The following is a 26,295-nucleotide window of genomic DNA, read 5'->3' as shown; positions in this document are numbered from 1 at the left end:
CGCGGCCGAAGATTTTTATAAGTTTAAACGTTCATCAACGATTCAATCTCCTCGATCTCAATCGGGATGTTCCGCATCAAGTTGAAAGGGTCGCCGCTTTCCTGAACCACGACATTGTCTTCGAGACGGATGCCGAATTTTTCCTCCGGAATATAGATACCCGGCTCAACGGTAAATACCATATTGGCTTTCATCGGCTCGTGCAACAATCCGTAATCGTGCGTATCCAAGCCCAAATGGTGCGAGGTGCCGTGCATGAAATATTTCTTGTAAGCGGGCCAATCCGGGTTTTCGTTTTGCACGTCGGCCTTGTCAATCAAGCCCAATCCAAGCAATTCCGAAGTCATGATTTTACCGACTTCAACGTGGTATTGTTTCCACAATGTGCCGGGACGAAGCATTTTCGTGGCCTCATTTTTCACGCGAAGCACCGCATTGTAAACCGCTTTTTGCCGGTCGGTGTAACGGCCAGACACCGGAATCGTACGTGTCAAATCGCTAGAGTAATTGGCATACTCGGCCGCCACGTCAAGCAAGATCAAATCGCCGGCATTGCAGACTTGGTTGTTTTCGATGTAGTGCAATACATTGGCGTTGTTGCCCGAGGCAATGATTGGCGTATAGGCAAATCCTTTGGAACGGTTCCGGACAAATTCGTGGATGAGTTCGGCTTCGATTTCATATTCCGCCACGCCGGGTTTTACGAACGGCAACAAACGGCGGAAGCCTTTTTCCGTAATGTCGCAGGCGTGCTGGATCAAGGCGATTTCTTCCGATTCTTTCACCGAACGCAAGCGCTGCAAAATCGGGTTGCTCTTCGCCACATTGTGCGCCGGATATTTGGCTTTCCACCATTTCACGAAACGGTCTTCGCGGGTTTCTGTCTCCACGGATGCGCGATAGTGCTCGTTGGTGTTGATGTACATGGTTTCGGTGTAAGTCATGATTTCATACAACACCTTTTCGAAATCCTTCAGCCAGTGCACGGTTTTAATGCCGGAAACTTCAAGCGCGCGTTCCTTGGTGAGCTTTTCGCCTTCCCAGATTGCGATGTGTTCATTTGTTTCGCGAAGGAACAACATCTCGCGTTGGTGTTCATACGGCGCATCAGGGCAAAGCAGCAAAATGCTCTCTTCCTGATCTACGCCGCTCAGGTAAAAAATATCGCGGTGCTGCGCAAACGGCAACGTACTGTCTGCGCTCACGGGATAGATATCGTTGGAATTAAAAATGGCGACGCTCTTTGGTTTCATCTCGGCCGTAAACTTCTTGCGGTTCTTGATGAACAGGTTGCGGTCAATCGGTAAATATTTCATGGTAAAATGATTAAATAGACAAGCCAAATTTACGCTTTTCCTCCGGTGGCGAAGCGGCCAAATGGCGCTATTTTACGTTGCTGCGGATGCGGCTCATGTGACGGTCCGAAATGCCCAGGAAAGACGCCAAATATCGCAACGGCACTTGTTGCAACAAATTGGGTTCGTTGGCCAGCAGTTTGGCGTATCGTTCTTCGGGCGTCATAGTCAGCAGGTCGATTCTATAGTCATCAATCAAACAAATTTGCCGCTCCAGCAATTGGTAGTAGAACTTTCGGAACAAGTTATTCTCTTGCAACAGTTTTTGGAACGTCGGTAAATCAATCGTCCAGATTACGCAATCCACGATGGCTTTTACATCTTTGCGCGACAGGCGTTGATGCAAAAAGCTGAACAGCGAGGTCGTTACTGTATTCCGGAGCGCGAGATAGGTTGTTTTTTCAGCGCCGTCTACCATAATGGCATGTTGCAGGATGCCGCTTTCGATGTAACAGAAATGGTTGCAAACCGTGCCTTCGCGTACTAGAAATCCGTTTTTTCGGAACGATATCCGGTTAAACGACTTTAATATCGCGGACAATTCGACGGCGTCTTCGGTGCCCGCAATCTCGGTAATGTAATTGGCGAAAGACAGTTTAGTTTGCATGACGCAAAAGTACTTTTTTATAAAGTATTGTTACAAACTTGTTAACGGTTCGTCTAACCGCCCGATACTAAACGGTTAGAAACGCCGTTACAAACCAAAGCCCTGACCATGAAGAAAATCCTGTTCCTCTTGCCTGTCATTATAGCGTTTGCTATCGGATCGGTGTCGTGTAACAGCGATGACACCGACGAGCCAATGCTGATCGTCAAATTTAGATTCGACCCCAACCAAGCCCGACTGAACAATTTGGGCGCGCCAGTGCCGATTGCTTCCGGAAACGCCGCCCAAACACCTGCATTCAATACCATTTCGTCACATTATCTTGAATTTGCACAAACCGCTTATACGCAGTTGGGCGAAGGCACCGTTTTATATCATGCGCCAGAAACTACGCAAGGCGGCGCAAATGCCATTGACTTTAGCCAGTCCAAAATCGTGTCTGAAGGCGAAGTTTTCTTGAAGATTCCTCTTCGAAGTGTAACGGCTGGAACTTACCGGTATGTGCGCTGCTCACTCGGTTACCAGAATTTCGGCATATCCGTTCGGAGTAACGGTGCAGACTATGACGGAACGCTGGCCAGTTTTGTTGGTTTTAATACCTACATCGGGACCCACAGCATCGGAAATAACTTCTTTACCGTCGATGGCAATCGCGCGCAAGGTTATTGGGCTTTTGCGCTCGACGACGTTCCTTATCAAACCAGCGGCCAGGCGCCAGCCGGGGCGACGACGGTACCGAATCCGCTGGCGGCAACTTCCGCCATCCCGCCTGGGTCGTGCGTGGTGACTGGTCAATTCTTGAATGATCTGCAAATCACCGGCAATGAAACCGATGATGTCGTGGTGACACTGAGCCTGTCCGTCAACCATAGTTTTGAGTGGCATGAAATCAACGCTGACGGCAAGTTTGAACCGGCCATCGGCGAAAACGTTGTAGATATGGGATTGCGTGGGCTGATTCCTTCCTTCGAGCAATAGATTTTGACTATTTTTTATATTCATTATAAATAACTGAAAGTATTGTAGCAAAGGCCAAATAGGTGTAAATTTGTGTGATTTTTCTAAATAAATTCCACAAAACCCTATGGCAAAATCTGCTTTATTAAAATCATCCCTCGCGAAGAAATACTGGATGGCCTTGACGGGCTTGTTTTTATGCCTGTTCCTTTTGGGGCATTTGGCCGGAAACCTGCAACTTATCTTTAGTGATGCAGACCATTTTAACCAGTATGCGCTTTTCATGACCAGCAACCCGGCAGTGAAGGCGCTTTCTTATTTGACTTATTTTTCGATTCTTTTTCACGCTGTAGACGGCATCATGCTCGCCTACCAGAATGCCAAAGCCAGGCCGGTTCGGTACGCGAAGGAAAAGCCAGAAACCAATACCAAATGGGCATCGCGCAACATGGCGGTTTTGGGCACATTGATCCTGATTTTTATCGTGACACACATGGTCAACTTCTGGGCACGTATGCATTTTGACAAAAATATGCCGTTGCAGAAACTGGCCATTGAGCGAGAAATGATGCCGGGCATGCCTAAAATCACTCAGGAATTTTATATTACAACTGGCGTTGGTCAAGACCGTTACCTGCCCGTGCAGACCGTCGATGGAAAAAACGTGGTTTTGGAAGGCACCACTTTCTACACGCTTACACCAAAGAAAATCAAGATTGCCGAAGGATACAAAGACCTTTACAAAATCACCATCGATTTCTTCAAGGACGCCAAATATGGCTTGCTTTTCACGATTTTATACGTCGTTTCCATGATTGTGCTGGCATTCCACCTCAATCACGGTTTTGCGTCGGCTTTCCAGTCAATGGGTTGGAATCACCCAAAATACAATGGCATGATCAAGTCTTTTGGGACTTTCTTTTCGATTGTCGTGCCGCTGCTGTTTGCCGCCATTCCGTTATACATTCACTTCCTTCTAAAAGCTTAATTCCATGGCATTAGATTCAAAAATTCCAAACGGTCCAATCGATCAGAAATGGACAAATTATAAAAACCATATCAACCTTGTTAACCCGGCCAATAAAAGGAATATTGACGTAATCGTCGTAGGAACGGGTTTGGCGGGCGGTTCGGCGGCTGCAACATTGGCCGAATTGGGTTATAACGTAAAGGCATTTTGCTTTCAGGATTCGCCAAGGCGTGCGCATTCCATAGCGGCACAAGGCGGCATCAACGCGGCGAAAAACTATCAAGGCGACGGCGATTCTACGTTTAGGTTGTTTTATGACACCGTAAAAGGCGGCGATTACCGCGCCCGTGAAGCAAACGTTCACCGTTTGGCGGAAGTTTCGGCGAACATCATTGACCAATGCGTGGCGCAAGGCGTTCCTTTGGCGCGTGAATACGGCGGATTGCTCGACAATCGCTCGTTCGGCGGAACGTTGGTTTCCCGGACTTTTTATGCGAAAGGCCAGACGGGGCAACAATTGTTGCTCGGCGCTTATTCGGCGATGAACCGTCAAATCGGACGTGGAAAAATCAAAATGTACAACCGCCATGAAATGCTTGATGTTGTTATCGTAAACGGCAAGGCGCGCGGCATCATCGCCAGAAATCTCATTACCGGCGAGCTTGAAAGGCATTCTGCGCATGCCGTGGTCATCGCTTCCGGCGGATACGGCAACGTGTTTTTCCTTTCCACGAACGCGATGGGCAGTAATGCCACTGCGGCTTGGAAAATCCACAAGAAAGGCGCGTTTTTCGCGAATCCTTGTTATACACAAATCCACCCCACCTGTATTCCGGTATCGGGCGACCACCAATCTAAGCTAACGTTGATGTCTGAGTCGCTTCGTAACGACGGCCGCATCTGGGTTCCAAAGAAATTAGAAGACGCGCAAGCCATCCGGGAAGGCCGTTTGAAGCCAACGCAGATTGCCGAAGAAGATCGCGACTATTATCTCGAAAGGCGTTACCCGTCGTTCGGTAACCTTGTACCGCGCGACATTGCGTCTCGTGCCGCAAAAGAGCGTTGCGATGCAGGTTTCGGGGTGAACAAGACTGGCGAAGCGGTGTATCTTGATTTCGCTTCAGCCATCGAGCGTTATGGCAAAGATCAGGCGCGCATCAGGCATTTGAACGAAAACGACATGTCGCTCGTTCGTGCGCTGGGCAAGGAAGTCATCGAAGAAAAATACGGCAACCTGTTCCAGATGTATGAAAAAATCGTCGATGAGAACCCTTATGAAACCCCGATGATGATTTACCCGGCGGTGCACTATACCATGGGCGGCGTTTGGGTTGATTACAACTTGATGACGACCATTCCAGGTTGTTATGCCATAGGCGAGGCGAATTTCTCCGACCACGGCGCAAACCGATTAGGCGCGTCTGCACTGATGCAAGGTTTGGCCGACGGATATTTTGTATTGCCTTACACGATTGGCGATTATTTGGCTGCGGATATCCGTACCGGTAAAATCCCGACCGATACACCTGAATTTGACCAGGCCGAGAAAAACGTCCGTGACCAACTGGAAAAATTCCTCAACAACAACGGAAAACATTCCGTTGATTATTTCCACAAGAAGCTCGGAAAAATTATGTGGAATAAAGTCGGGATGGCCAGAAATGCTAAAGGACTAACGGAGGCCATTGATGAAATCGCCGCTTTGCGTGAAGAGTTCTATCGCGACGTAAAAGTAACCGGCTCGATGAATTCGTTCAATCAAGAGCTTGAGAAAGCCATGCGCGTGGCCGATTTCCTGGAATTGGGTGAGTTGTTCGCGAAAGATGCATTACACCGTAACGAATCGTGCGGCGGGCATTTCCGCGAGGAATACCAAACCGAAGACGGCGAGGCCAAACGCGACGACGAAAATTTCGCCTACGTGGCCGCTTGGGAATACAAAGGCAAGCCGAGCGATGCAGTGCTGCATAAAGAGCCACTGGTGTTCGACAATGTGAAACTGGTTCAAAGAAGCTACAAATAAATCAGTCGAAAGTCGAAAGTCGAAAGTCGAAAGACCGATGACCTGAACTTTAGGCATTCAAACTGAAAAGTATGAAACTCAAATTGAAAATATGGCGTCAGCAGAACGCCGCCGATAAAGGGAAAATGGTCGATTACAACATCGACGACGTTTCGCCGGATATGTCTTTCCTGGAAATGCTCGACGTCTTGAACGAGCAACTCATCAACAAGGGCGATAATCCGGTAGCATTTGACCATGATTGTCGTGAAGGCATTTGTGGCATGTGTTCTTTGTTCATCAATGGCGAGGCGCACGGCCCAGACCGCGGCGTGACAACCTGCCAATTGCATATGCGTAAATTCAAGGACGGCGATACCATTTTCATTGAGCCGTTCCGCGCGAAAGCGTTTCCGGTTATCAAGGATTTGGTCGTAGATCGTAGTGCTTTTGATCGCATCCAACACGCCGGAGGTTTCATTTCGGTGAACACTTCGGGCAACACCATTGATGCAAACGCGATTCCTATTCCAAAAGACGATGCCGACAAAGCATTCGACGCGGCAACTTGTATTGGCTGTGGCGCATGCGTGGCGAGTTGTAAAAATGCTTCTGCCATGCTGTTCGTTTCGGCTAAGGTGTCGCAGTTTGCGCTCTTGCCACAAGGAAAAGTGGAAGCTGCCGACCGCGTTTTGAATATGGTACGCCAAATGGACGCTGAAGGCTTCGGTAACTGTACCAATACCGGTGCTTGTGAAGTGGAATGTCCGAAAGGCATTTCGCTGGACAATATTGCCCGCATGAACCGGGAATATTTGACTGCCAGTATCAAATAAGCTTTTTAGCTGAATATAAAAGCAAGCGCGTTCATTTTTTTGGACGCGCTTTTTTATTGACTTTTATCGTGATGGGCGTTGGTTTAAAGAGCAACACATCATCGCCAGAAACAGGTGCCACGCGGATGTTTTGTATTTTAACCTCGGCATTGTGGCGCACTTTCTTCAGCATGTCCAGCGCTTTCGCGTCGAGCTTGTTTCCTTCCACATCCAGGCTTTTACCGTTGGGGAACAACACCCGAAATCCGGTGACGATAAAGCGCAAATCGTAGTCGAAATCAATCATGTGCAGCGAAATCTCAGCATTTGCCAGTTCCTCTGGGGTCAAACTTCCTTGCGTGGCGCCCGGAATCCATTTCATTTGGCTTAGATGAACCGTTGGTGCCGGAACGTTCTTGACGTTGAAGATCTTGGTGTCTTTGTAGGTTGAGCCGTCCTGCATCGTAGCAGTAATCCTGATTTCGCTGGTTGCGCCCGCGCCTGGAGCGATTCTGTAATGTCCGAAATCATCTACTTTCATCACGCCGTTGCCTTCCACTTTGGTTGAAACTGCATTCGGGACGAAGATGGTCAACGGGTTTCTTAGCCCGCGATAAATGGTCTTTTTTGCGCGATCGACAGACAGCAACGTAAAAGCCGAGTCCTTTTTTACCACCGTTACGGAAGCGACATTCTCAACAACGCTACTTGTTGGCGTAACGTCGGGCGTAGCGGTTTTTGGAGATTTGCAACCCATGAGCGACACGCCCGCAAGCAAAATTGAACCGAGGATCGTATTTATTTTCATCTGGCCAATGAATTAAATTTTAAACTTTAAATTTATACTTTTTTACGGCATGAAAAAGTTAGCCATCGCATTTTGTCTGGTTCCGCTGTTGCAATTCGGGCAATCACTTCATCAATTCGTCAACCCAATGATTGGAACAGGCGGCCACGGGCATACGTTTCCAGGCGCAACTGCTCCGTTCGGTATGGTGCAACTCTCACCCGATACGCGGGTTGACGGCAGTTGGGACGGTTGTTCCGGATACCATCATTCGGACCCTGTTATTTACGGATTTTCACACACGCATCTTAACGGAACGGGATGTTCTGATTTTGGAGACATCATGCTCATGCCAACCATGGGAAATCCAAGCCTCAACCCGAAGGAATACGCGTCGTCTTTTTCCCATGCCAATGAACATGCGGCTGCGGGTTACTATGCCGTCAAACTTGACAAAGACGAAATCGGCGTCAGGTTGACCACTTCAACAAGAGTCGGTTTCCACGAATATTCGTTTCCGAAGGCGGGACAAGCCAACATCGTTCTAGACTTAAACCACCGCGACAAATTGTTGCAGGGTGAAGTCCGGATTATCGACAGTAAAACCATTGAAGTATTGCGGCGTAGTGAAGCATGGGCACGAGACCAATACGTTTTTGCACGCATTGAGTTCAGCAAACCGATGACTGTTTCTGGGGTCAACAATAATGGCGTCGCACCGCCCAAAGTTTCCGAAAAGTTTTTCTCGGGAACTGTTCTGGCCATTAGTTTTTCTGCCGACGTAGCCGATGGGGAAAGCATTAAGGTCAAAGTGGCTTTGTCTCCGACGGGTTACGATGGCGCCAAAAGAAACATGCAGGAAATCAAAGATTGGGATTTCGATGCGGTCAAAAACAAGGTGCAACAAGACTGGGATAGGGTGCTTTCGAAGATTACGATAACCACTTCAAATAAAGACGAATTAGCGGTTTTTTATACCGCTATGTACCACACAATGGTGCAGCCGAATATCGCACAGGATGTCGATGGAAAATACCGTGGGCGCGACAACAAAATCCATACGGCAAAAGGGTTTGACTACTATTCGGTGTTTTCACTTTGGGATACCTTTCGCGCGGCGCATCCGCTGTACACTTTAATTGACAAGAAGCGTACGGCAGATTTCATCAATACATTCCTGGCGCAATATGAGCAGGGCGGCCGGCTGCCGGTGTGGGAATTGGCATCCAATGAGACCGATTGCATGATTGGTTACCATTCCGTTTCAGTCATCGCAGACGCTATGGCAAAAGGAATCACCGGGTTCGACTATAAGAAAGCGTACCAAGCCGCAAAACACAGCGCCATGCTCGATCATTTGGGCCTTGACGCCTATAAGAAACGCGGTTTTATTGCAATCGACGACGAACATGAGAGCGTTTCGAAGACCTTGGAATACGCCTACGACGATTGGTGCATCGCGCAAATGGCGCTCATGCTCAACCAAGAGAAAGATTATCAGTATTTCATGAGGCGGTCGCAAAGTTGGAAAAATGTGTTCGACCCTACGGCGCGCTTCATGCGTCCGAAGCGGAATGGCGGCTGGGACAAGCCTTTTGATCCGCGTGAAGTGAACAACAATTTCACGGAAGGCAACAGTTGGCAGTATTCGTTTTTCGTGCCGCAGGATATTCCGGGGATGATCAACGCGTACGGCGGGCAAGCGCTTTTTCAAGCCAAGTTGGATGAAATGTTCACGGCGCCATCCCAGACCACAGGCCGCGAGCAGGCGGACATCACCGGTTTGATCGGTCAGTATGCGCACGGCAACGAGCCGAGCCATCACATGGCCTACCTTTATTCCTACGTCGGGAATGTACCCGAAACAAGTCGCAGGGTCAATTATATCTTGAAGGAATTTTACAAGAATACGCCGGATGGCCTGATTGGCAACGAAGACTGCGGGCAGATGAGCGCTTGGTACGTCTTGAGCGCCATTGGGTTGTACGATGTCACGCCGGGCAATGATTCGTGGTTGTCTATTCCGCCATATTTTGATGCGAAGATCAATTTCGAGGACGGCACGAGCGTTACGATAACAAAGGACAAGCCCGGCGACGAACGCATAGGTTCAAAGCCTGTTAAAACGACGGCGAAGTTCGTGAGCCGGCCCATTGTGGTTGTTCCGGTAATCAAAGCAGGCCGGAAAACCTTTAAAGGCGGCATGTCGGTCGTTATTGAGCAAGGTTTGCGCGATCCTAATTCAAGTGCTTCGGAACTGTTTTACCGATTGGGAGACTCCGGTGGTTTTTCGCGATACGAGGCACCATTGCACATCACCGATTCTGGCCGGATCCATGCGTTTGCGATGGTCAGCGGCGTGTCTAGCGACACCATTTCAGCAAGTTTTTTCCGACGGCCGAACGACTTCACCATCGAATTGAAATCAACCTATAACAAACAATACCACGCGGGCGGACCGGACGGTTTGCTCGATGGTATCCACGGCACGGAAAATTGGCGCAAAGGCGATTGGCAAGGCTACCAAAGCCAGGATTTTGAAGCGGTTATCGACATGCAACAGCCGCATGATGTAACACAACTTTCCGCGACGTTCCTGCAAGACAGCCGCTCTTGGATTTTAATGCCAAGTAAGGTGGAATACTACCTCTCGGACGATAACCAAAACTTCAGGCTTGTGGGTAGCACAACCAATTCGTTGGATCCAAAAAGCACGGAGAACGAAATTCGCGCTTTCGGGGTTATGGTCGATAAAACGCGTGCACGCTACGTGAAGATCAAGGCTTACAATTTCGGGAAACTGGCCGAGTGGCATCAAGGTTTCGGGGGCGATGCTTTCATTTTTGTCGATGAAATTCAGATAAAATAAAAGTGTAATAAAATATATTTTTATGCGAATTTCCCTTTTACAATCAACTTTGGTTTGGGAAGATATTCCGGCCAACCTAGCGGCATTCGAGCAGCGAATTTCCGCGTTGCCGGATACCGATTTAATTGTCCTGCCGGAGATGTTCTCGACAGGTTTTACGATGCGGCCCAATCGCGTCGCCGAGCCGATGGACGGGCAAACGGTCAATTGGATGAAAGCCATGGCCGCCAAAACCGGCGCAGCTTTATGCGGATCTGCGGTCATCGAAGTAGACGGAAAGTATTTCAACCGTTGCCTTTTTGTTCATCCGACCGGAGAAGTCGTCCATTATGACAAAAGGCATTTATTCACTTTGGCGGGCGAAGACGAAGCGTTTACGGCCGGACGCGAAAAGCTCATCGTCACGTATAAGGATTTTCGGATCTGCCCGCTGGTATGTTATGATTTGAGATTTCCCGTGTTTTCGCGCAACGTTGAAGCATATGACTTGCTTATTTATGTGGCCAATTGGCCCGAGCCGCGCGTATCCGCTTGGGATGCATTATTAAAAGCGCGTGCGATCGAGAACATGAGTTTCGCGGTCGGGGTGAATCGCGTCGGGAAAGACGGCAACGGGCAATGCTATGTTGGGCATTCACAGGTTTTTGATATGCTGGGCAACCCGATGGGCAATTCGTCTGAAGACGAAGCCATAATCAATGTATCACTTGACAAAGGTGCGCTGCTGGAAGCCAGACAAAAATTTGGTTTCCTGAATGATCGCGATACGTTTACGGTAGTTTAAACGTTTGGTCCACGTCCCAATTGGCCCGTACGTCAAGCTCTCCGGGGAAATAAATCACTTCTTCACTTTGCCGCTTTTCCAGGTAGTTTCCGGTATCCCATTCGCGGTTTCCGTTTTCGTCGTAAATGATTCTCAACGTATATTTCTGCGGTTCGAGCGCATCGAACAAAATCACTTGGCTTTCGGTCACATACTCAGAGGCCAACACTTGGTTTTTGGCATCCGTAAGTTCAATGATGATCGGGTATTTCCGCACGTTTTGCAGTGTCAATCTCAGGTTTCCGTAGTCTGAGGTGTTTTTCGTTGTCAATTCAAATTTTAGTGTGTCATTGGTCTTTTCGTAGAAATCGGTGAGCGCGCCTGGCATCAGGACGATTTTGTATTTTTCCAACGGTTCTTTCTCGAACTTGAACTTCAATTGCTGGTCAAATACCTCGTAAGACGTGGTGAAGGCCACCGTCGAGGAATCTTTCTTGGTCACTTGAATTAAAGTCGGGTCAATTTTCACGATAGGACGCGAAGCGTTGACGATAAAATCCTCGCGCAACGGCAACGTGCCATTTTGTTTCGGCGAAAAACTAAGGGTATCATTCTTGGCCGCCTTGAACTTTAGCTGGAACGTTTCTGCGTACGCGCCTTTGGCCACCGACATTTTTAGCGAGTCAGCCTTCACCGGGGCATACCATATGTTCACAGAATCTTTGTCGGGTACGTTGGTTACAATGGTCTGAATCACATCATCGCCATTTTTCAAGACGACGTTCACGTCTTTCGCGTTCCCTTGATAACCCATGTAGAGGCGATTGCCGGATGCGATGGTGGGTTTTATCGCTTTGAAAGTCTGGGCTTCCTTGAACAATTCTATTTCGTAAAGGGTGTCGTTCGGAATGGTGATAAAGTCTTTCTGAAACCCAATCTTATCGGTATTCGGGTCGAAACGGAAGTTGGCATTGACATCTTTCATCGCGACGAGCCTATATTTTCCGGCCTTTAGATTCTCAAGCGAGAAAGAGGTCAGACTGTCCAGCGTATTGGTAACGTAACGCGGGTTTTGTTTGTAAATGACCGAGTCGTTGAATTTCTCATCGACTTCGTACAGCATCACCGATACGAAATTGTCGGGCTGTTTTTCATACGCATCTTTTACAACGCCGCGAAGTTTCAGCGAGTCAATGTAACTGCCGGTCGAAAAGACGTATTTGAATTGCGGATACGGATTACCTTCGTTATTATCCTGAATACTCTGCCCGAAATTGAAACTATAGGTCGTGTTCGGGAGAAGCGTATCCTTTAATTTTATGGTCAGGGTTTTACTGGCGGTCTGCGGCAACACTTCCGGCGCGTTGGTCATGGGCGGCGACACGATGAGTTGTTTTCGCACGTCTTTGAGTTTGACGTATTCATCAAACACCAGTTTGATTTCGTTTTTATCGAAACCGGTTGAATAGTTTTTTGGGAAACTGACTTTCAAGACCGGCGCAAGCGTGTCTTTCGTGCCGCCGGTAATGGAACCGCGCTTTGCACAACCGGCAAACACCACGAGGGCAAACACGACAAAAATCTTTACTAGTAGACGCATAGTGCAGAATGAGCCACAAAATAACAATTATATTTTTTTCGCCCGAAGGATTTTATGGAATTATTAATCGCTATGACTTAATCAAGTTTAAGTTATTCTAAATCAAATTTATAACTCAAGATTACTTCATTAAAAACACTATTCTGTCATGGCGATGCACGCAATGCTCAGTCTTGTTTGCGGTATTTTCAGCAGCGCCCGGCCACAAGCTTCGAGTGTAGCGCCTGTCGTCAGCACGTCATCCACGATAAGATAATGCTGGCCCGTTTCTTCCGGAATCCCGCTGATGTCGAACACCGATTGGCTGTTGTCTGCCCGGTCTGAACGGTTTTTCTTGGTTTGCGAATTGGCGTAAGTGTTTCGAACAAGTAGTCGGTCATTGTAGGCAATATTCAACGTTTCTGATAGGGCTTTCCCGAAGGTTTCGACTTGGTTGTAGCCGCGTTGTCTTTGCTTTTTGGGATGAAGTGGCACAGGAATGATCGCATCTACGGTTTGCCTCAAATTACTTAAATAGGGTGCATACCAATACCCAATGGCGTTGCCGATGTCCTGTTGGCCTTTATACTTCAGTTTGTGGATCATTTCCTGGACGATTCCTTTTTTGTGAAACCAGACCATGGCACCGGCGTATTCTACGGGCAGTTTTCCATAGAATTTTTGGAATGCTTCGTTTTTTCTGTTCAGATGATGGTTCGTCAGCGGGATTTCGTGGCGGCATCGGGTGCAGATTACATATTCGCTAGCCAACAAGAATCGGTCACAGCCAGCGCATACTTTCGGATAGAAAAGGTCGATGAAGTCTCGTATCATGTCAGTATTTAGATAAATCGTTGGAAATCTAGAGAAAGTTCATCGCTGGCGGTTACGGTAAAACCACATTTTTATATTTTTGCACCACTATGGCAAAACAGGAAGATTTATTTAAGAACGTGGTCTCGCACGCCAAGGAGTATGGTTTCATTTTTCCTTCGAGCGAAATTTACGACGGATTGAGCGCTGTTTATGATTACGCGCAGAATGGTGTTGAACTCAAGAAGAACATCCGCGAGTATTGGTGGAAGTCAATGGTGCAATTGCACGACAACATCGTTGGGCTTGACGCGGCGATATTGATGCACCCGACAACCTGGAAAGCTTCGGGTCACGTCGATGCATTCAATGATCCGCTCATCGACAACAAAGATTCTAAAAAGCGTTACCGGGCCGATGTCTTAATTGAAGACTACGCCGAGAAACTGCACCAAAAGGCCCAAAAGGAAATCGAGAAGGCGCGGGCGCGTTATGGAGATGCCTTCAACGAGGAGGAATTTGTCTCCACAAATGCGCGTGTGGCCGAATATAAAGCCCGTCAGCGGCAGATTTTGGAGCGCATGGCCGCATCTCTGGGCAACAACGATTTGGACGATGTGAAGACCTTAATCGAAGAGTTGGAAATCGCCGATCCGGATACGGGTTCACGCAATTGGACCGAAGTGCGTCAGTTCAACCTGATGTTCGGGACCAAACTGGGTGCCTCGGCAGAGAACGCCATGGATTTGTATTTGAGGCCTGAGACCGCGCAAGGCATTTTCGTGAATTTCCTGAATGTACAGAAATCGTCCAGGATGAAAATTCCATTCGGCATCGCCCAGACCGGAAAGGCATTCCGTAATGAAATCGTGGCTAGGCAATTTATCTTCCGGATGCGCGAATTTGAACAAATGGAAATGCAGTTTTTTGTGCGTCCGGGTGAGGAGATGAAGTGGTACGAATACTGGAAGCAAACGCGTTTGAACTGGCATTTGTCTTTGGGATTGGGCGCAGGCAATTACCGTTTCCACGACCACGAAAAATTGGCCCATTACGCCAACGCGGCCGCCGATATCGAATTTAATTTCCCGTTTGGCTTCAAGGAATTGGAGGGTATCCACTCCAGGACTGACTTTGATTTGAAAGCCCACGAAGAATATTCTGGCAAGAAGATGCAGTATTTCGATCCTGAGTTGAATGAGAATTACACGCCGTATGTGGTAGAAACCTCCGTCGGGCTAGACCGCATGTTCCTTGCTGTTTTTTCCAATTCCTTGAAAGAAGAAACGCTGGAAGACGGCTCGGTCCGGACGGTTTTGCGCTTGCCGTCGGTGTTGGCGCCAACCAAGGCCGCTGTATTGCCTCTCGTAAAGAAGGATGGATTGCCTGAAATCGCACAGCAAATCGTTTCCGACCTGAAATGGGATTTCAACGTCGCCTATGACGAAAAAGACGCCGTTGGCCGCCGCTACAGGAGGCAGGACGCGCTTGGAACGCCGTTTTGCATCACGGTCGACCATCAAACCTTGGAGGACAGCACCGTTACCTTAAGGCACCGGGATTCGATGGCACAAGACCGCGTTTCGATTGCATCGCTTAAGGAAATCATCAATAACGAAGTGTCGATGACGGCTTGGCTCAAGAAGACGATTTAATTATTTTTTTCGGTGCAGAGCTCTATGTATCGAATCGTTGAAGATATTGAAAGTGGCGTCGGCATTTTGGCCGACGTCTTTTTTTGCGGACGTACCGCCCATATTCCTAACCTGCGGGAATGTTCTCGACAACAATTGTTCAAAAACAGCCTCGTCGTTCCCGGATGCCGTCATCAAACCCGAAATGGTTTGCAGATGGGCACGCAATTCGGGATGTTCGATGTACTGTTCCGGCGTATTTTTCTTCCGGTACTGCATCCTGGGCTTGGTGCGTCCAATTTCGTGAAACAGGTCGTCTGAAACCCGCGAGAATACAATGTCGTTCAGGAAAGAAGCAAAAGCGGGGGCATCCGTGTTGAGATTTTTCCAGCCCCAGTTTTTGTAAAGGAAAACGATCCTGAAAAAACTGTCGGGGAAACTTTTTACCCAGACGCCGTACGTTTCGCCATTTGCGGCCATATGCCTTGCCAGTGCTTCTTTGTGATTTTGTTTGTACAATTCATAGCCAGTAGCATAATCGATGAGTTGTTCGATATCGGCGTCCGCTACTTCCTTCAAAATGGTTTCCGCGGCTTTTGCGAAACGGTGTTCGCTCATGTATAGGAAACCGTCGATGTTTGCTTGGACAATGGTTCTGCAGGCCTCAAGAAATAGATTCGGACTAATCCCCATTTTTTTGGTGTAGTTTTCCCCAGATTTTACTTGGAAAACAATGTCCTTGCCCAACGCTTCCAGGATGACGGGCTCTACGGGCGTCAACCGATTAATGTGCATCAGGAACTCGAAAAGCCAGTTTTCTGATTTTCCGTCATAGCCGAATACTTTGGGAATGCTGTTTTTCAAAAGCACGCGCTGGCCATTGTCTAGCAAATAACAGGAAAACGAGACGTTGCCGATTTTTAACTTTTGTGATTCCGAACCGAATAAGGCGGATGGTATTTTTGCGGATTCCATGTTATTGTTTGAGCATTTTTAGCCATTCAACCATGTTGAGTTTGTCGGCATTAGATATTTCGCCGATCGTTTCGGTTTCAACCATCTTTTTCTTTCTCGAGACCGGTGTTTTCTTCAAGTTGAAGTAATCGCGGATGCGTTGCATCATATACCAGGCGGATTTCTGGGTAATTTGGAGTTCTTTCGCCATGTCAACAGAGGTAATGGCGTGTTTCTCGATAGACATCATCCAGATGGCGGTGAACCATTTTTGCAGGCTGATCCTTGAGTGGTGAAACATCGTGCCTGTTTTCGCATTAAAATATTTCCCTGAATCGCGGCACTTGAATTTTCCGTCTTTACAGTAGTACACTTTGGAGTTCGGGGAAAACGGGCTAATCACGATGCCGTTCCAACGGACTTTTTCCAGATATCGCAGGCATTCGGTTTCACTTGGAAAGCTCGCAAGAAATTGACTAATAGATTTTTGCATATGTAAAATGTAGAAATTTACACTCTAATGTAGATAATGATGTAAAAATAGATATATTATACAGATAAAAAAAACTTTTTTTCCCATTCGCCGACTTTTTTTGCCGTTCGGTTGAAATCTATCAACATTTGCCGCATTGTATCAACAAAGCTTATAACTGCTTGGGATTTTGGCTAATTTAGCGATGAAGAATTCCCCCAATTCTGCCTTAAATTGATTTAGCCTGCTTTGCTTGGATAAAATCCGAAGCATTGGCCCAACTTCCGTACATCATCATTGACGACAACCAGGAGAGCATCCGGGAAACCCGCGCACTTGCGGAACGTTTTCCCACGTTGCTATTTTGTGGTTCCGCAACCAATTACGATGATGGATTGAATATGATTCTGGAATTTAAACCGGCTATTGTGTTCCTGGAAATCGACCCGGTAGATCCTGAAAGCGGGCTTTCGCTTTCGCTAATTAATGAACTATACCGCTATCTCAAGGCCGTTCCGAAAATTATTGTCACAACACAAGATAGGTCGTTGGCTTTCGATGCCTTGAAGCACGAAGTTGCTGATTATCTCGTTAAGCCGCTTGAAATCAATGAGTTTCGGAAATCGGTGCTGAGGCTGGAACGTGCCGATGTGGGTTTGGATCTTAAAGAAATTCACGTTCCTGTCAAAATCGATGCGCCCGAAATGCTTAATGGGTCGTTGCAAACACCCGAGAATGCGACTGAAGTCTCGGCGCCCGTAATGATTGACGAGATTGCTGTTGCGCCATCCGAAGACCAACAGGAAACACCACAAGCACTCCCAGAAGACATTGAGACAACTGCGCCTATTGCGCGTCCGGAAAAACCACTCACGATTTGCGTCAAGTCCTATGGAGATTACCGGTTTATTGCTGCGGATGACATTTGCTATCTGCAGGCGGACAACAATTCAACCGATATTCACTTAAATAATGGCGAAATGGTTACCGCATTTAAAACGCTGAAGCATTTTGAAACGGTACTGCCATCTCCGTTCGTTCGCATCCACAACAGCTACATTGTGAACATTGATTATGTATCACGAATCCATACCGGTAACGCGGTGTGCTACATAAAGAACACTACAACCAAGCTTCCGTTCTCCAAATCCTATAAGGAAAATGTCGATGCCATCCTTACAAGCATCACAAAAGGCAATTATTTGGAGATTTAAGGAAATCCATCCACTCAAATTTAATATTCATCCACTATCAAACGGGCGTCATCTACCATAAACGCCTGAAAACGCTAGTTGTACAGAGACATGCTATGTAGTTTTACGTCGTGTAAGCGTGTGTTCAAAAGCACCGCCGACCCAAACGAAACAAAAAACAAAACATAAAAACTTAATGTCTCAAATTATGAAAAAAGCAATTTTAACCTTCGGATTATTTTCCCTGATTATGGTTCTGACGTCATTTACGGCGCCGCAGGAGATTGGGGGAAATAGCACACCGCGCAACCCTTCAAATCCTACTCAATCGCCAGCTCCATTTGAAATAGGCGGCAATAGTACTCCGAGAAGTAAAGGTTTGTCTGACATTGGTGGCAACAGCACGCCAAGGGGAACCTCTACCGGTGTTGCTGAAATCGGCGGCAACAGTACACCTCGAAACGCTTCATCTCAGGCGAAACCAATTGGTGGTAACAGCACGCCAAGAAGCACTACCACTGCGGCATAATTGTCATTTTAAATTATAAGAATATAAGGGTCGCCTAAATTGGCGGCCTTTTTTTATATTTACACGCAAACGGAGTGTCAATATTGAAATCTATACCATTAAGTTTCTTAGTAATTTTTCTTTTCACTTGCTGTGAGAGGCAGGGTAACGGAAGTGCGGAGCAGACCAACGACAGCATTGCACATTATGGCAAGATGCTGAAGAAGGAATCGCTAGCAGAAAAGGATAGATTAAATCTTAACAAAAAATTTCTAGACTATTTGCTGGATCAGGATAACAGCAGAGCGGTTAGGAGAAGCGTAGCAGATGCGGCCGAGAACTTGTATAAGTTGAATGATAAGGACGGTTTCAAAAGAGCCAGCCAAATGTTACTTGAGCTCTCGAATGAAAAAAACGACACACTGCACAAGGCCAAGGCATACAAGAATCTTGGGACATACTATCTCGACTTCCAAAAAAATGACAGTTCTTATTTCCACTATTTGAAGGCGGAGGAACTTGCCCTCATGGCAAAGGACGAACCCTTGCTAGGGAATATTTATCTTGACATTGCTTTCATTAAGTTGTTTGAAAGTGATTTTACAGGTAGTGAGATTTCCGCATCAAAGGCGTTAACTCATTTTTCCAAGACAAATCAATATGGCGTATACGATGCCTACAATATAATTGGTGTTTGTTCAAATGAGTTGAAAAATTACGAGCGAGCATTAGAATACCACAAGAAAGCTTTAGGAGTTTTCAGGGAACACAACCTTGCCAGTCCTTTTCACCTGGGCGCCAGTTCACTAAACAACATTGGCTATGTCTATCAGAATATGGACAAGGACGCCGAGGCAATAGTATATTTTGAGGAAGCACTCTCAGATAAAACCCTTTTCCGGGACAATCCCGGGTTATACGCCATGTTGCTTGATAATTTGGCATATTCTAAATTCAAACTTCGCGATTTGAATGGTTTGCCTGGACTTTACGAGAGGTCTTTATCAATACGCGACAGCCTAAAGACGGATCCGTCAGGTATTATTTTAAATAAGATTCACCTCTCCCAGCTATATGACTATTTGAAACAAGATGACAAAGCACTTCAGATAGCAAAGGATAATTTGGCTTTTGCCAAGGCGAACGGGGTAGCATCAGACGTGCTCGGTTCCTTGAAGCAGACCTCGATAGTTGACAAGGGAAATGCAGGGAATTATTTTCAGGAGTATATAAAGCTAAATGACAGTGTTCAGCAAATTGAAAGAAAAGCGAAAGACAAGTTCGCACGTATTGCTTATGAAACCAACGAGATAATTGATGAAAAGGACAAGCTGGAACAACAGAACCGAAACCTCCTCTACATCTTCATCGGTACCCTAACCATTGTAATGCTCCTCTTTGTCATCCGTACGCAACGCGCCAAAAATAGGGAGTTGATGCTGAAGCAGGCCCAGCAGAAGGCCAATGAAGACATCTACAACCTCATGATCAACCAACAAAACTCCATTGAGGAAAGCCGCGCGCGTGAGAAAAAACGCATCGCACAGGAACTCCATGACGGTGTACTCGGGCGTCTTTTTGGGGCGCGGCTGAATTTGGACAGCCTGAATCGCCAAAACTCGGAGGATGCCGCTTCGAAGCGCAATGAATACCTCACCGAATTGAAGAACATAGAACAGGACATCCGGGAAATATCGCACGACCTGAACCGAGAGAAACATGCATTGATAAGCAATTTCCTAGCCATCCTCAACAATTTGTTGGAAGAACAAAGGAGTTCGTTTGAGCCCGAAGTCACCGTCAATATCGACGATTCGATCCAATGGGATGAGCTAGAGAATACCGCAAAAATTAATCTTTACCGGATCATACAGGAGTGTTTGCAAAACATCAACAAATACGCAAGCGCGAAAAATATCAATCTATCCATCAAAAAGCTTGGGAATGACCTGAGCCTGACCATTGCCGACGACGGTGTCGGATTTTCTACCAATACCAAGAAGAAAGGTATCGGCCTCCAGAATATGGTGTCGAGAACCCAGGAGCTTAACGGGACATTTGACGTCCGCTCCAAAAAGGGTAAAGGCACTACGATTGACGTGAAGTTTCCACTACATAAAAAAGGCGAGTAATGAGGGTTTTGGTAGTCGAAGACCATGATTTGTTTGTCCAGGGATATTTGAGGATGTTCGAAATGATGAACGCCCCGGTACAAACCGTCGATGTCGCGAAAAATTGTAAGGAAGGAAGGTTGCTCTTAACAACTAAGCCAACCAAACCTTACGACTTTATCTTCTTGGATTGGAGCATACCGCCAGATGAACACGCCAATCTCTACAATGGCGGCGATTTAATCACTCCTATCAAAGCACATTCACCGATGGGAAAATTACTGGTGCTGACGTCGCATGTGGAGGCTATTTTCCTATACAATTTATACAAGGATTTTTCACCCGATGCGCTGATTTGTAAGGTGGACTTCAAGGTTGAAGACTTCAAGGATGTTTATGATGCGATGTCTGGCAATGAAAACTATTTTAGTCAGACGGCAAGGGCGCAGATAAAAAAGATTAGCGCAAAAGAAAACTACCTAGACAATTACAATCGGCAAATCATACTGCTCTTGTCTAAAGGCATGATGACCAAGAATCTCCATGAAGTTTTGCCCTTATCCGTTAGTGCCATTGATAAACGAAAGGCCCAGATTAAGGACTACTTCCTGCTGAATAAAGGTTCCGACGAGGAAATCATCTTGGCCGCAAGGAAAGAAGGGTTGATATAATTACAGATTTTCTGTAATTGATCCACAATGGTTGTTCCTACTATTGTCTATTGACTTAATATGCTTATGGGAATCAAAGAAATAACTTTGCTTTTAGGGATTCTCTTTTTGTGCTTATCAGCGGGGGAATCTAACCCTGAGGCAAAGATGCAAAGATACATCACGTGTGCAGGGAATAAATCAGCCCAGAGAGAAACAAGGGCACTTTATGGGAAAAAGGCTTTAGAAATACTCAAAGGTGCCCCGAATACGCTTGATAATAGGAAGAAGTTGTTACAAGTCGCTCAGATTTTCTCTGAAATTAATTTCTTCCGTGAATCCATTGATGCTTCCCACAATCTAAAAAAGAAATCACTTGCCGCCCATGACGATTTTTATTTGGCTAAAGCATACCAGGCCTTAGGCAACGGCTATACGAACCTAAGTGAGAATGACCAAGCCATGTATTTTCTCATGGAATCAAAAAAGATTTATATAAAAACGGACGACTACAAGAACATTGCTCGGATTTATTCAGCGATAGCATTGGTTTACTATTTTAATTGCGATTATTTTGAGGCCATTTCGAATTACCTGGAGGCACTCAAATTGGCTCAAAAGAAGTTCCTTTATGATGAACAATTTAACGCTTTTTACTCTCTCGCCTTTGTTTTACGAGACATTGGAGAATATGCAACTTCTATTAAATACGGCCTGAAGGCAGTTTCAATTGCCGAAAAAAAGCTGAACAACAATAGCACGGATCTTCAAGTTTGTTATTGTTTATTGGGACAAAGTTCATTTGATAGCGGAAATACTAGACAAGCAATTGGATACTATAGGCAGGGACTAATTTTCTTACGGAAAAGAGATAATGATTATGCAGAAGGTAAAGCGGTCCTTTTAGACAACCTAGCAAACGCCTATCTTTCAATAAACAAAGTTGACTCAGTTCCTTTTTTATATGAACAGGCAAACAAAATGCGAGATAGCTTTAATATTGATCAAGGCAGAAATTACAACCGATTATACCTTTCCAATTATTATCGGAAAATAGGCCGAAAGGATGAGGCATTGCGTTACGCCGAGGAGGCGCTGCGATTGTCAAAGAGCTTCCGGGCGCCCAGGGATATTTTGCAGTGTCTCAAACAGTTGATAGAGTTGGATAAAGTCAAGTCTTTGGAATATACCCAGAGATACATCTCCCTCTCAGATTCCCTCCAACTCGCCGAACGCCGGAACCGGAATAAGTTTGCCCGAATTGCCTTCGAAGCCGACGAATTGACCGTTGAAAAGGATCGAGCCATCAAACAAAAATGGATTGTCATTGGGGTTGCCGGGGCCATTTTGCTATTGGGCGGACTGCTTTTCGTCATCAAGATGCAACGCGCGCGGCAGAAACGTTTGATGCTGGTTCATGAACAGCAAAAGGCCGATGAAGCGATTTACCAACTCATCAATGACCAGCAGCTCAAAATCGATGAAGGACGCCAAGCCGAAAAACAAAGAATCGCGCGCGAGTTACACGACGGCATCATGAACCGGTTGGCGAGTACCCGATTAAATCTATTCATCCTGAACAAAAGCCAAGATGATGAAACCATAAGGAAATGCATAGGTTTCATAGACAATATCCAGGAGATCGAATATGAAATCAGACAAGTGGCGCATGACTTGAATGACGATATTTTTTCCGAAAACAAAGGTTTCGCGGCGTTGCTGGACAATCTTTTCAATGAGTATCGCGGCACAACTTCAACCAATCTTTTTACGGAAATCGACCCTGCCTTCAATTGGGAAATGACAGAAAGTGTCCTTCGTATGAACATCTACCGCATCCTTCAAGAAGCGTTGCAAAACAGCTATAAATACGCCAGTGCCCAAAATATTTTTGTTACCCTGACCAAGGAAGATGATTGCGTGAGGATACTTGTCCATGATGACGGTGTCGGTTTTAAAGTCGACAAGGTAAAGAAAGGAATAGGCCTACAGAATATCGCCGATCGGGCAAAAACTTTGCATGGCGAATTTAAGATCATTTCGGGCGGTCCGGAAGGAACAATCCTCAACATCCTACTGCCATTGACCAAGCAAGATTTAATAATTAATAAGGGAAAACCGTAAGATGATATAGCAAGAAAGCGCAACCTTGGCGAAAACACACGCCATGAAACCATTATCCATCTTTGTACTTTCTGTTGTTGGATGCCTTACAAAAGCTACAACCAATCAATCAAATTGTAGCTCATTTCAGCTGTTCCAAAACCGAATTTTAGTTTCTGACCATTCTGAGGGAATGAACGCGTTGCGATTACTTGACCTAGATTGCAGAAAATCAGTTTTGTATCACAAAGAAAATGCAAGTATCGCAAACATTGATTTTTGCGCTGACACCGGAGCTGAGCAAGGCATTGTCGGCTTTGAGGAATTCCGTAGAAGGTTTCCACGCTGTCACGTCAATTTCGACAAACTGGAGATTTGTGCCGTTAAACGAGACGAGGTCGACAGTTACGCGGCAAACGGTTGCCAGAAAATCAGTTCAAACTTTCGGGCAGACGGCATTTACGTTACGATATTGTTGCGGCGCAAGAAGTACGAACTGAAATTGGATACCGGTTTCACGGGCGGCATCGCTATGTCCGCCATCGATGCCAAGCCATTTGAAAAAGATCGTTGCCACCGCTATGAAAATAAAACAGGCGAGTTCGCTGTATTTCCAAATAAATGGTTTACGATTGGCAACAATTACTACAATACAGCTATCGTGGTAGCGAATGAGGATGTTTCGCGATTGGGCGTCGGTATCATGAAAGGGTTCAATTGGATTTTCGACTTTGATAAACACGAGGTGTATATCCAAAAAAACACATTGGGGCTGGATGCCGAAAACACTTTTCCGTTATTCCAAGTGGACGTAACCCAATCCGGACTGGTCATTACATCGAAAATCAAAACTTCCCGCCAAATTTCATTGGGCGACATCGTTACTAAAGTAAATGGGGTGTCGGTTACGTCAGAAAATATTTGCGAAATGAAGCAAATGCTCAACGGGAAGGCCAATTGGGATAGGGTTGATATTCAAACCGAAACACAAATCAGCAAGTAGGCGGCGGACATTTATTGACGCAAAACAGGACAATTTTTTAGGCGCGGCGAGAATGGTATTACAATTATTGTAAATTTGAGACCCAACAACCAAAACCAACCAAACCAACCACAATGTCTAAAAAAATGAACATCATTATCGTCGATGACCACCCGTTTATCATCGAAGGTTACAAAAACGCCATCCACAGTTACGGCGGCTCGGGCTACGAATTCACCATTACCCAGGCCAACGATTGCAAATCCGCCTACGACATCATTACCAACCCTCAGACTGCGCCGTTCGACATCGCCTTTTTTGACATCAGCATGCCGGCATATGAGGAAAAAGGCATCCATTCCGGCGAAGACTTGGCCAAACTGATCAAAGAGGTGATGGCCGATTGCAAAGTGATTTTGCTGACCATGCACACCGAATTGCTGAAAATCAATTCCATCCTCAAATCCATCAGCCCGAACGGTTTGATCATCAAAAATGATTTGACATTTGATGAACTCTTGATTGCGTTCGACAAAATCCTCAAAAACGAGAACTATTACAGCCAAACTGTGGTCAAACTCATCAGCCAGTCGCAACACGAAAAGATGGAGATCGACCCGTTTGACAAACAAATCCTCTATCATTTGTCAAAAGGCATCAAGACCAAAGACATTCCGCAATACGTGCCGTTGTCTTTGAGTGCGGTCGAGAAGCGCAAGCTGAATCTCAAGGAAATGCTTGATGTGAAAGGCAGTAGCGATATCGAACTCATCACCGAGGCCAAGAATAAAGGCTTGATTTAGTAGTCATTACGGAAACCCGCATCAAAATTTACGGGAAACCGCACCAAAAAATGAGGGAAGCCACAACAACGGTTCGAGGCAGCCGATGTACTTTAGCAATGTGATACTGAATGGGCATTTCAGGACTACAAGTTGAAGTGGATTGGTTAAACCGGAGCTGCTACCCCCAAAGTAAATCCGGACTACTTTGACTCAAATAAAAAAGGCGGTGCGCTAAACACCGCCTTTTTTATTTTTCTTCACCCAGCGCATTCCAGCCGCGCGCCTTCAAAGGAATTTTCATATTTGCCCGCGTAATGAGGTGCAAACCTTCGCTTTCCTTGGTCATGTGTCCAATTACCGTAAGGTTTGGGTTTCCTTTAATTTTGTCGAAATCCGATAACGCAATCGCAAACAAGAGTTCGTAATCTTCGCCGCCGTTGATGGCTACGGTCGTCGCGTCGATATTGAATTCCTCACAAACATTGATGAGTTGCGGATCGAGCGGTAATTTTTCCTCGAAAACATTGCATCCGGTGCCAGACTGTTTACACAAATGCATAATCTCCGATGACAGCCCGTCGGAAATATCAATCATCGCCGTAGGTTTCACGCCCAGAGCGGCCAGCAAAGGCTTGATGTCTTTCCGCGCTTCGGGCTTGAGTTGCCTCTCGACGAGATAAGTGTATTGTTCCAAATCCGGCTGGGCGTTCGGATTCACTTGGAACACTTGCTTCTCGCGTTCCAACACCTGCAAACCCATGTAGGCCGCGCCAACATCGCCGGTTACCACCAGCAAGTCGTTGTCGTTTGCTCCGTTTCTGTACACAATGTCGTCATGGTCCGCTTCGCCCATGGCAGTGATGCTGATGATTAAACCCTTTTGAGAGGAAGTCGTGTCGCCGCCAATCACATCGACGTCATATTGCTTGGCCGCCAGGGCAATCCCTTGGTAGAATTCCTCGAGCGCTTCCAACGGGAATCGGTTCGAAACCGCAATCGAAACGGTGATGTGCGTGGGCACGGCGTTCATCGCACAAATGTCCGAGAGATTCACGATGACAGCCTTGTAACCCAAATGTTTGAGCGGCATATACGCGAGGTCGAAGTGAACGCCTTCGATTAATAAATCAGTGGATACGACGACTTTCTTGTCTTTGAAATCGAGCACGGCCGCGTCGTCGCCAATGCCTTTCAGGGTCGATGGCTGGCCAATCTGGAAATTTTTAGTCAAATGGTCAATGAGGCCAAATTCGCCAAGTTGCGCAATCGAAGTGCGCTGAGGGGTTTTGTCGTCAAACATATTCTAGATGGTAAGGTTGCAAAGGTACGGAAAGCGGCAGTTTGGGGAAGCAAAAAAAAATTACGGGTCAAAAACCTACTGACAAA

At 46.4% G+C, this 26,295-nt stretch carries 22 protein-coding genes; 14 read left to right on the top strand and 8 right to left on the bottom strand.

What is annotated here, in order from left to right; all coding sequences use genetic code 11:
- Window positions 1–23 precede the first annotated feature (23 nt).
- Window positions 24–1,316 (bottom strand): aminopeptidase P family protein, encoded by a 1,293-nt coding sequence (locus ACM9J1_RS12315; protein WP_415582354.1) that lies wholly within the window; start codon window positions 1,314–1,316, stop codon window positions 24–26.
- Between the two features lie 67 nt (window positions 1,317–1,383).
- Complete coding sequence (locus ACM9J1_RS12310; RefSeq protein ID WP_415582353.1) at window positions 1,384–1,962, bottom strand: Crp/Fnr family transcriptional regulator; 579 nt, start codon at window positions 1,960–1,962, stop codon at window positions 1,384–1,386.
- Window positions 1,963–2,070: 108 nt separating this feature from the next.
- Between ACM9J1_RS12310 and ACM9J1_RS12305 the strand changes: the two genes are divergently transcribed.
- From ACM9J1_RS12305 to ACM9J1_RS12290, 4 genes are all read left to right on the top strand, one after another.
- The gene (locus ACM9J1_RS12305) at window positions 2,071–2,940 is read left to right on the top strand and encodes a hypothetical protein (protein ID WP_415582352.1); all 870 of its coding nucleotides are present in this window, start codon (window positions 2,071–2,073) and stop codon (window positions 2,938–2,940) included.
- Window positions 2,941–3,046: 106 nt separating this feature from the next.
- Window positions 3,047–3,907: a succinate dehydrogenase cytochrome b subunit gene (locus ACM9J1_RS12300; RefSeq protein ID WP_415582351.1), complete on the top strand. Its 861-nt coding sequence runs from the start codon at window positions 3,047–3,049 to the stop codon at window positions 3,905–3,907.
- Window positions 3,908–3,911: 4 nt separating this feature from the next.
- Entirely contained in the window at window positions 3,912–5,912 is a 2,001-nt protein-coding gene (locus ACM9J1_RS12295; protein WP_415582350.1) for a fumarate reductase/succinate dehydrogenase flavoprotein subunit, read from the top strand.
- Between the two features lie 71 nt (window positions 5,913–5,983).
- On the top strand, window positions 5,984–6,727 hold the full coding sequence (locus tag ACM9J1_RS12290; protein WP_415582349.1) for a succinate dehydrogenase/fumarate reductase iron-sulfur subunit: 744 nt from the start codon (window positions 5,984–5,986) through the stop codon (window positions 6,725–6,727).
- Between the two features lie 31 nt (window positions 6,728–6,758).
- Here the strand turns inward: ACM9J1_RS12290 and ACM9J1_RS12285 are convergent, their stop codons facing one another.
- Complete coding sequence (locus ACM9J1_RS12285; protein WP_415582348.1) at window positions 6,759–7,514, bottom strand: GldM family protein; 756 nt, start codon at window positions 7,512–7,514, stop codon at window positions 6,759–6,761.
- 16 nt (window positions 7,515–7,530) lie between these two features.
- On the opposite strand from ACM9J1_RS12285, the gene ACM9J1_RS12280 reads away from it, so the two are divergent.
- Both ACM9J1_RS12280 and ACM9J1_RS12275 read left to right on the top strand, forming a co-directional pair.
- Window positions 7,531–10,362, top strand: coding sequence for a GH92 family glycosyl hydrolase (locus ACM9J1_RS12280; protein WP_415582446.1), 2,832 nt, complete (start codon window positions 7,531–7,533; stop codon window positions 10,360–10,362).
- A 22-nt stretch (window positions 10,363–10,384) separates the two neighbouring features.
- On the top strand, window positions 10,385–11,146 hold the full coding sequence (locus tag ACM9J1_RS12275; protein ID WP_415582347.1) for an amidohydrolase: 762 nt from the start codon (window positions 10,385–10,387) through the stop codon (window positions 11,144–11,146).
- On the opposite strand, the gene ACM9J1_RS12270 is transcribed toward ACM9J1_RS12275, so the two are convergent.
- Complete coding sequence (locus ACM9J1_RS12270; RefSeq protein ID WP_415582346.1) at window positions 11,133–12,725, bottom strand: Ig-like domain-containing domain; 1,593 nt, start codon at window positions 12,723–12,725, stop codon at window positions 11,133–11,135. The genes ACM9J1_RS12275 and ACM9J1_RS12270 overlap by 14 nt on opposite strands.
- A gap of 138 nt (window positions 12,726–12,863) precedes the next feature.
- Window positions 12,864–13,538: a ComF family protein gene (locus tag ACM9J1_RS12265; protein WP_415582345.1), complete on the bottom strand. Its 675-nt coding sequence runs from the start codon at window positions 13,536–13,538 to the stop codon at window positions 12,864–12,866.
- A gap of 89 nt (window positions 13,539–13,627) precedes the next feature.
- Here ACM9J1_RS12265 and ACM9J1_RS12260 point away from each other — a divergent pair, with 89 nt between their 5' ends.
- Entirely contained in the window at window positions 13,628–15,172 is a 1,545-nt protein-coding gene (locus ACM9J1_RS12260) for a glycine--tRNA ligase (protein ID WP_415582344.1), read from the top strand.
- On the opposite strand, the gene ACM9J1_RS12255 is transcribed toward ACM9J1_RS12260, so the two are convergent.
- Window positions 15,173–16,126 (bottom strand): P63C domain-containing protein, encoded by a 954-nt coding sequence (locus ACM9J1_RS12255; RefSeq protein ID WP_415582343.1) that lies wholly within the window; start codon window positions 16,124–16,126, stop codon window positions 15,173–15,175.
- Between the two features lies 1 nt (window position 16,127).
- Window positions 16,128–16,598 carry a hypothetical protein gene (locus ACM9J1_RS12250; protein WP_415582342.1) on the bottom strand — a complete coding sequence of 157 codons (471 nt, stop codon included), beginning with the start codon at window positions 16,596–16,598 and terminating at the stop codon, window positions 16,128–16,130.
- 251 nt (window positions 16,599–16,849) lie between these two features.
- On the opposite strand from ACM9J1_RS12250, the gene ACM9J1_RS12245 reads away from it, so the two are divergent.
- The 7 genes from ACM9J1_RS12245 (at window position 16,850) to ACM9J1_RS12215 (ending at window position 24,927) form a co-directional block, all read left to right on the top strand.
- Window positions 16,850–17,791, top strand: a complete 942-nt coding sequence (locus ACM9J1_RS12245) for a LytR/AlgR family response regulator transcription factor (RefSeq protein ID WP_415582341.1) — start codon at window positions 16,850–16,852, stop codon at window positions 17,789–17,791.
- Between the two features lie 187 nt (window positions 17,792–17,978).
- Complete coding sequence (locus ACM9J1_RS12240) at window positions 17,979–18,299, top strand: hypothetical protein (protein WP_415582340.1); 321 nt, start codon at window positions 17,979–17,981, stop codon at window positions 18,297–18,299.
- A 194-nt stretch (window positions 18,300–18,493) separates the two neighbouring features.
- Window positions 18,494–20,410 carry a sensor histidine kinase gene (locus ACM9J1_RS12235; protein WP_415582339.1) on the top strand — a complete coding sequence of 639 codons (1,917 nt, stop codon included), beginning with the start codon at window positions 18,494–18,496 and terminating at the stop codon, window positions 20,408–20,410.
- Window positions 20,410–21,060: a response regulator gene (locus ACM9J1_RS12230; protein ID WP_415582338.1), complete on the top strand. Its 651-nt coding sequence runs from the start codon at window positions 20,410–20,412 to the stop codon at window positions 21,058–21,060. The genes ACM9J1_RS12235 and ACM9J1_RS12230 overlap by 1 nt, the downstream gene beginning before the upstream one ends.
- A gap of 66 nt (window positions 21,061–21,126) precedes the next feature.
- Window positions 21,127–23,163 carry a tetratricopeptide repeat-containing sensor histidine kinase gene (locus tag ACM9J1_RS12225; RefSeq protein ID WP_415582337.1) on the top strand — a complete coding sequence of 679 codons (2,037 nt, stop codon included), beginning with the start codon at window positions 21,127–21,129 and terminating at the stop codon, window positions 23,161–23,163.
- Window positions 23,164–23,380: 217 nt separating this feature from the next.
- Complete coding sequence (locus tag ACM9J1_RS12220) at window positions 23,381–24,145, top strand: hypothetical protein (protein WP_415582336.1); 765 nt, start codon at window positions 23,381–23,383, stop codon at window positions 24,143–24,145.
- A 113-nt stretch (window positions 24,146–24,258) separates the two neighbouring features.
- Window positions 24,259–24,927, top strand: coding sequence for a response regulator (locus ACM9J1_RS12215; RefSeq protein WP_415582335.1), 669 nt, complete (start codon window positions 24,259–24,261; stop codon window positions 24,925–24,927).
- A gap of 229 nt (window positions 24,928–25,156) precedes the next feature.
- Here ACM9J1_RS12215 and thiL read toward each other — a convergent pair whose 3' ends face one another.
- A complete protein-coding gene (gene thiL, locus ACM9J1_RS12210; RefSeq protein ID WP_415582334.1) occupies window positions 25,157–26,209 on the bottom strand; it encodes a thiamine-phosphate kinase in 1,053 nt (350 codons plus the stop codon).
- Between the last annotated feature and the right edge of the window lie 86 nt (window positions 26,210–26,295).

The organism is Flavobacterium longum (assembly GCF_965137575.1).
Lineage (GTDB): Bacteria > Bacteroidota > Bacteroidia > Flavobacteriales > Flavobacteriaceae > Flavobacterium > Flavobacterium longum.
This window is presented reverse-complemented; position numbering and strand designations above follow the sequence as displayed.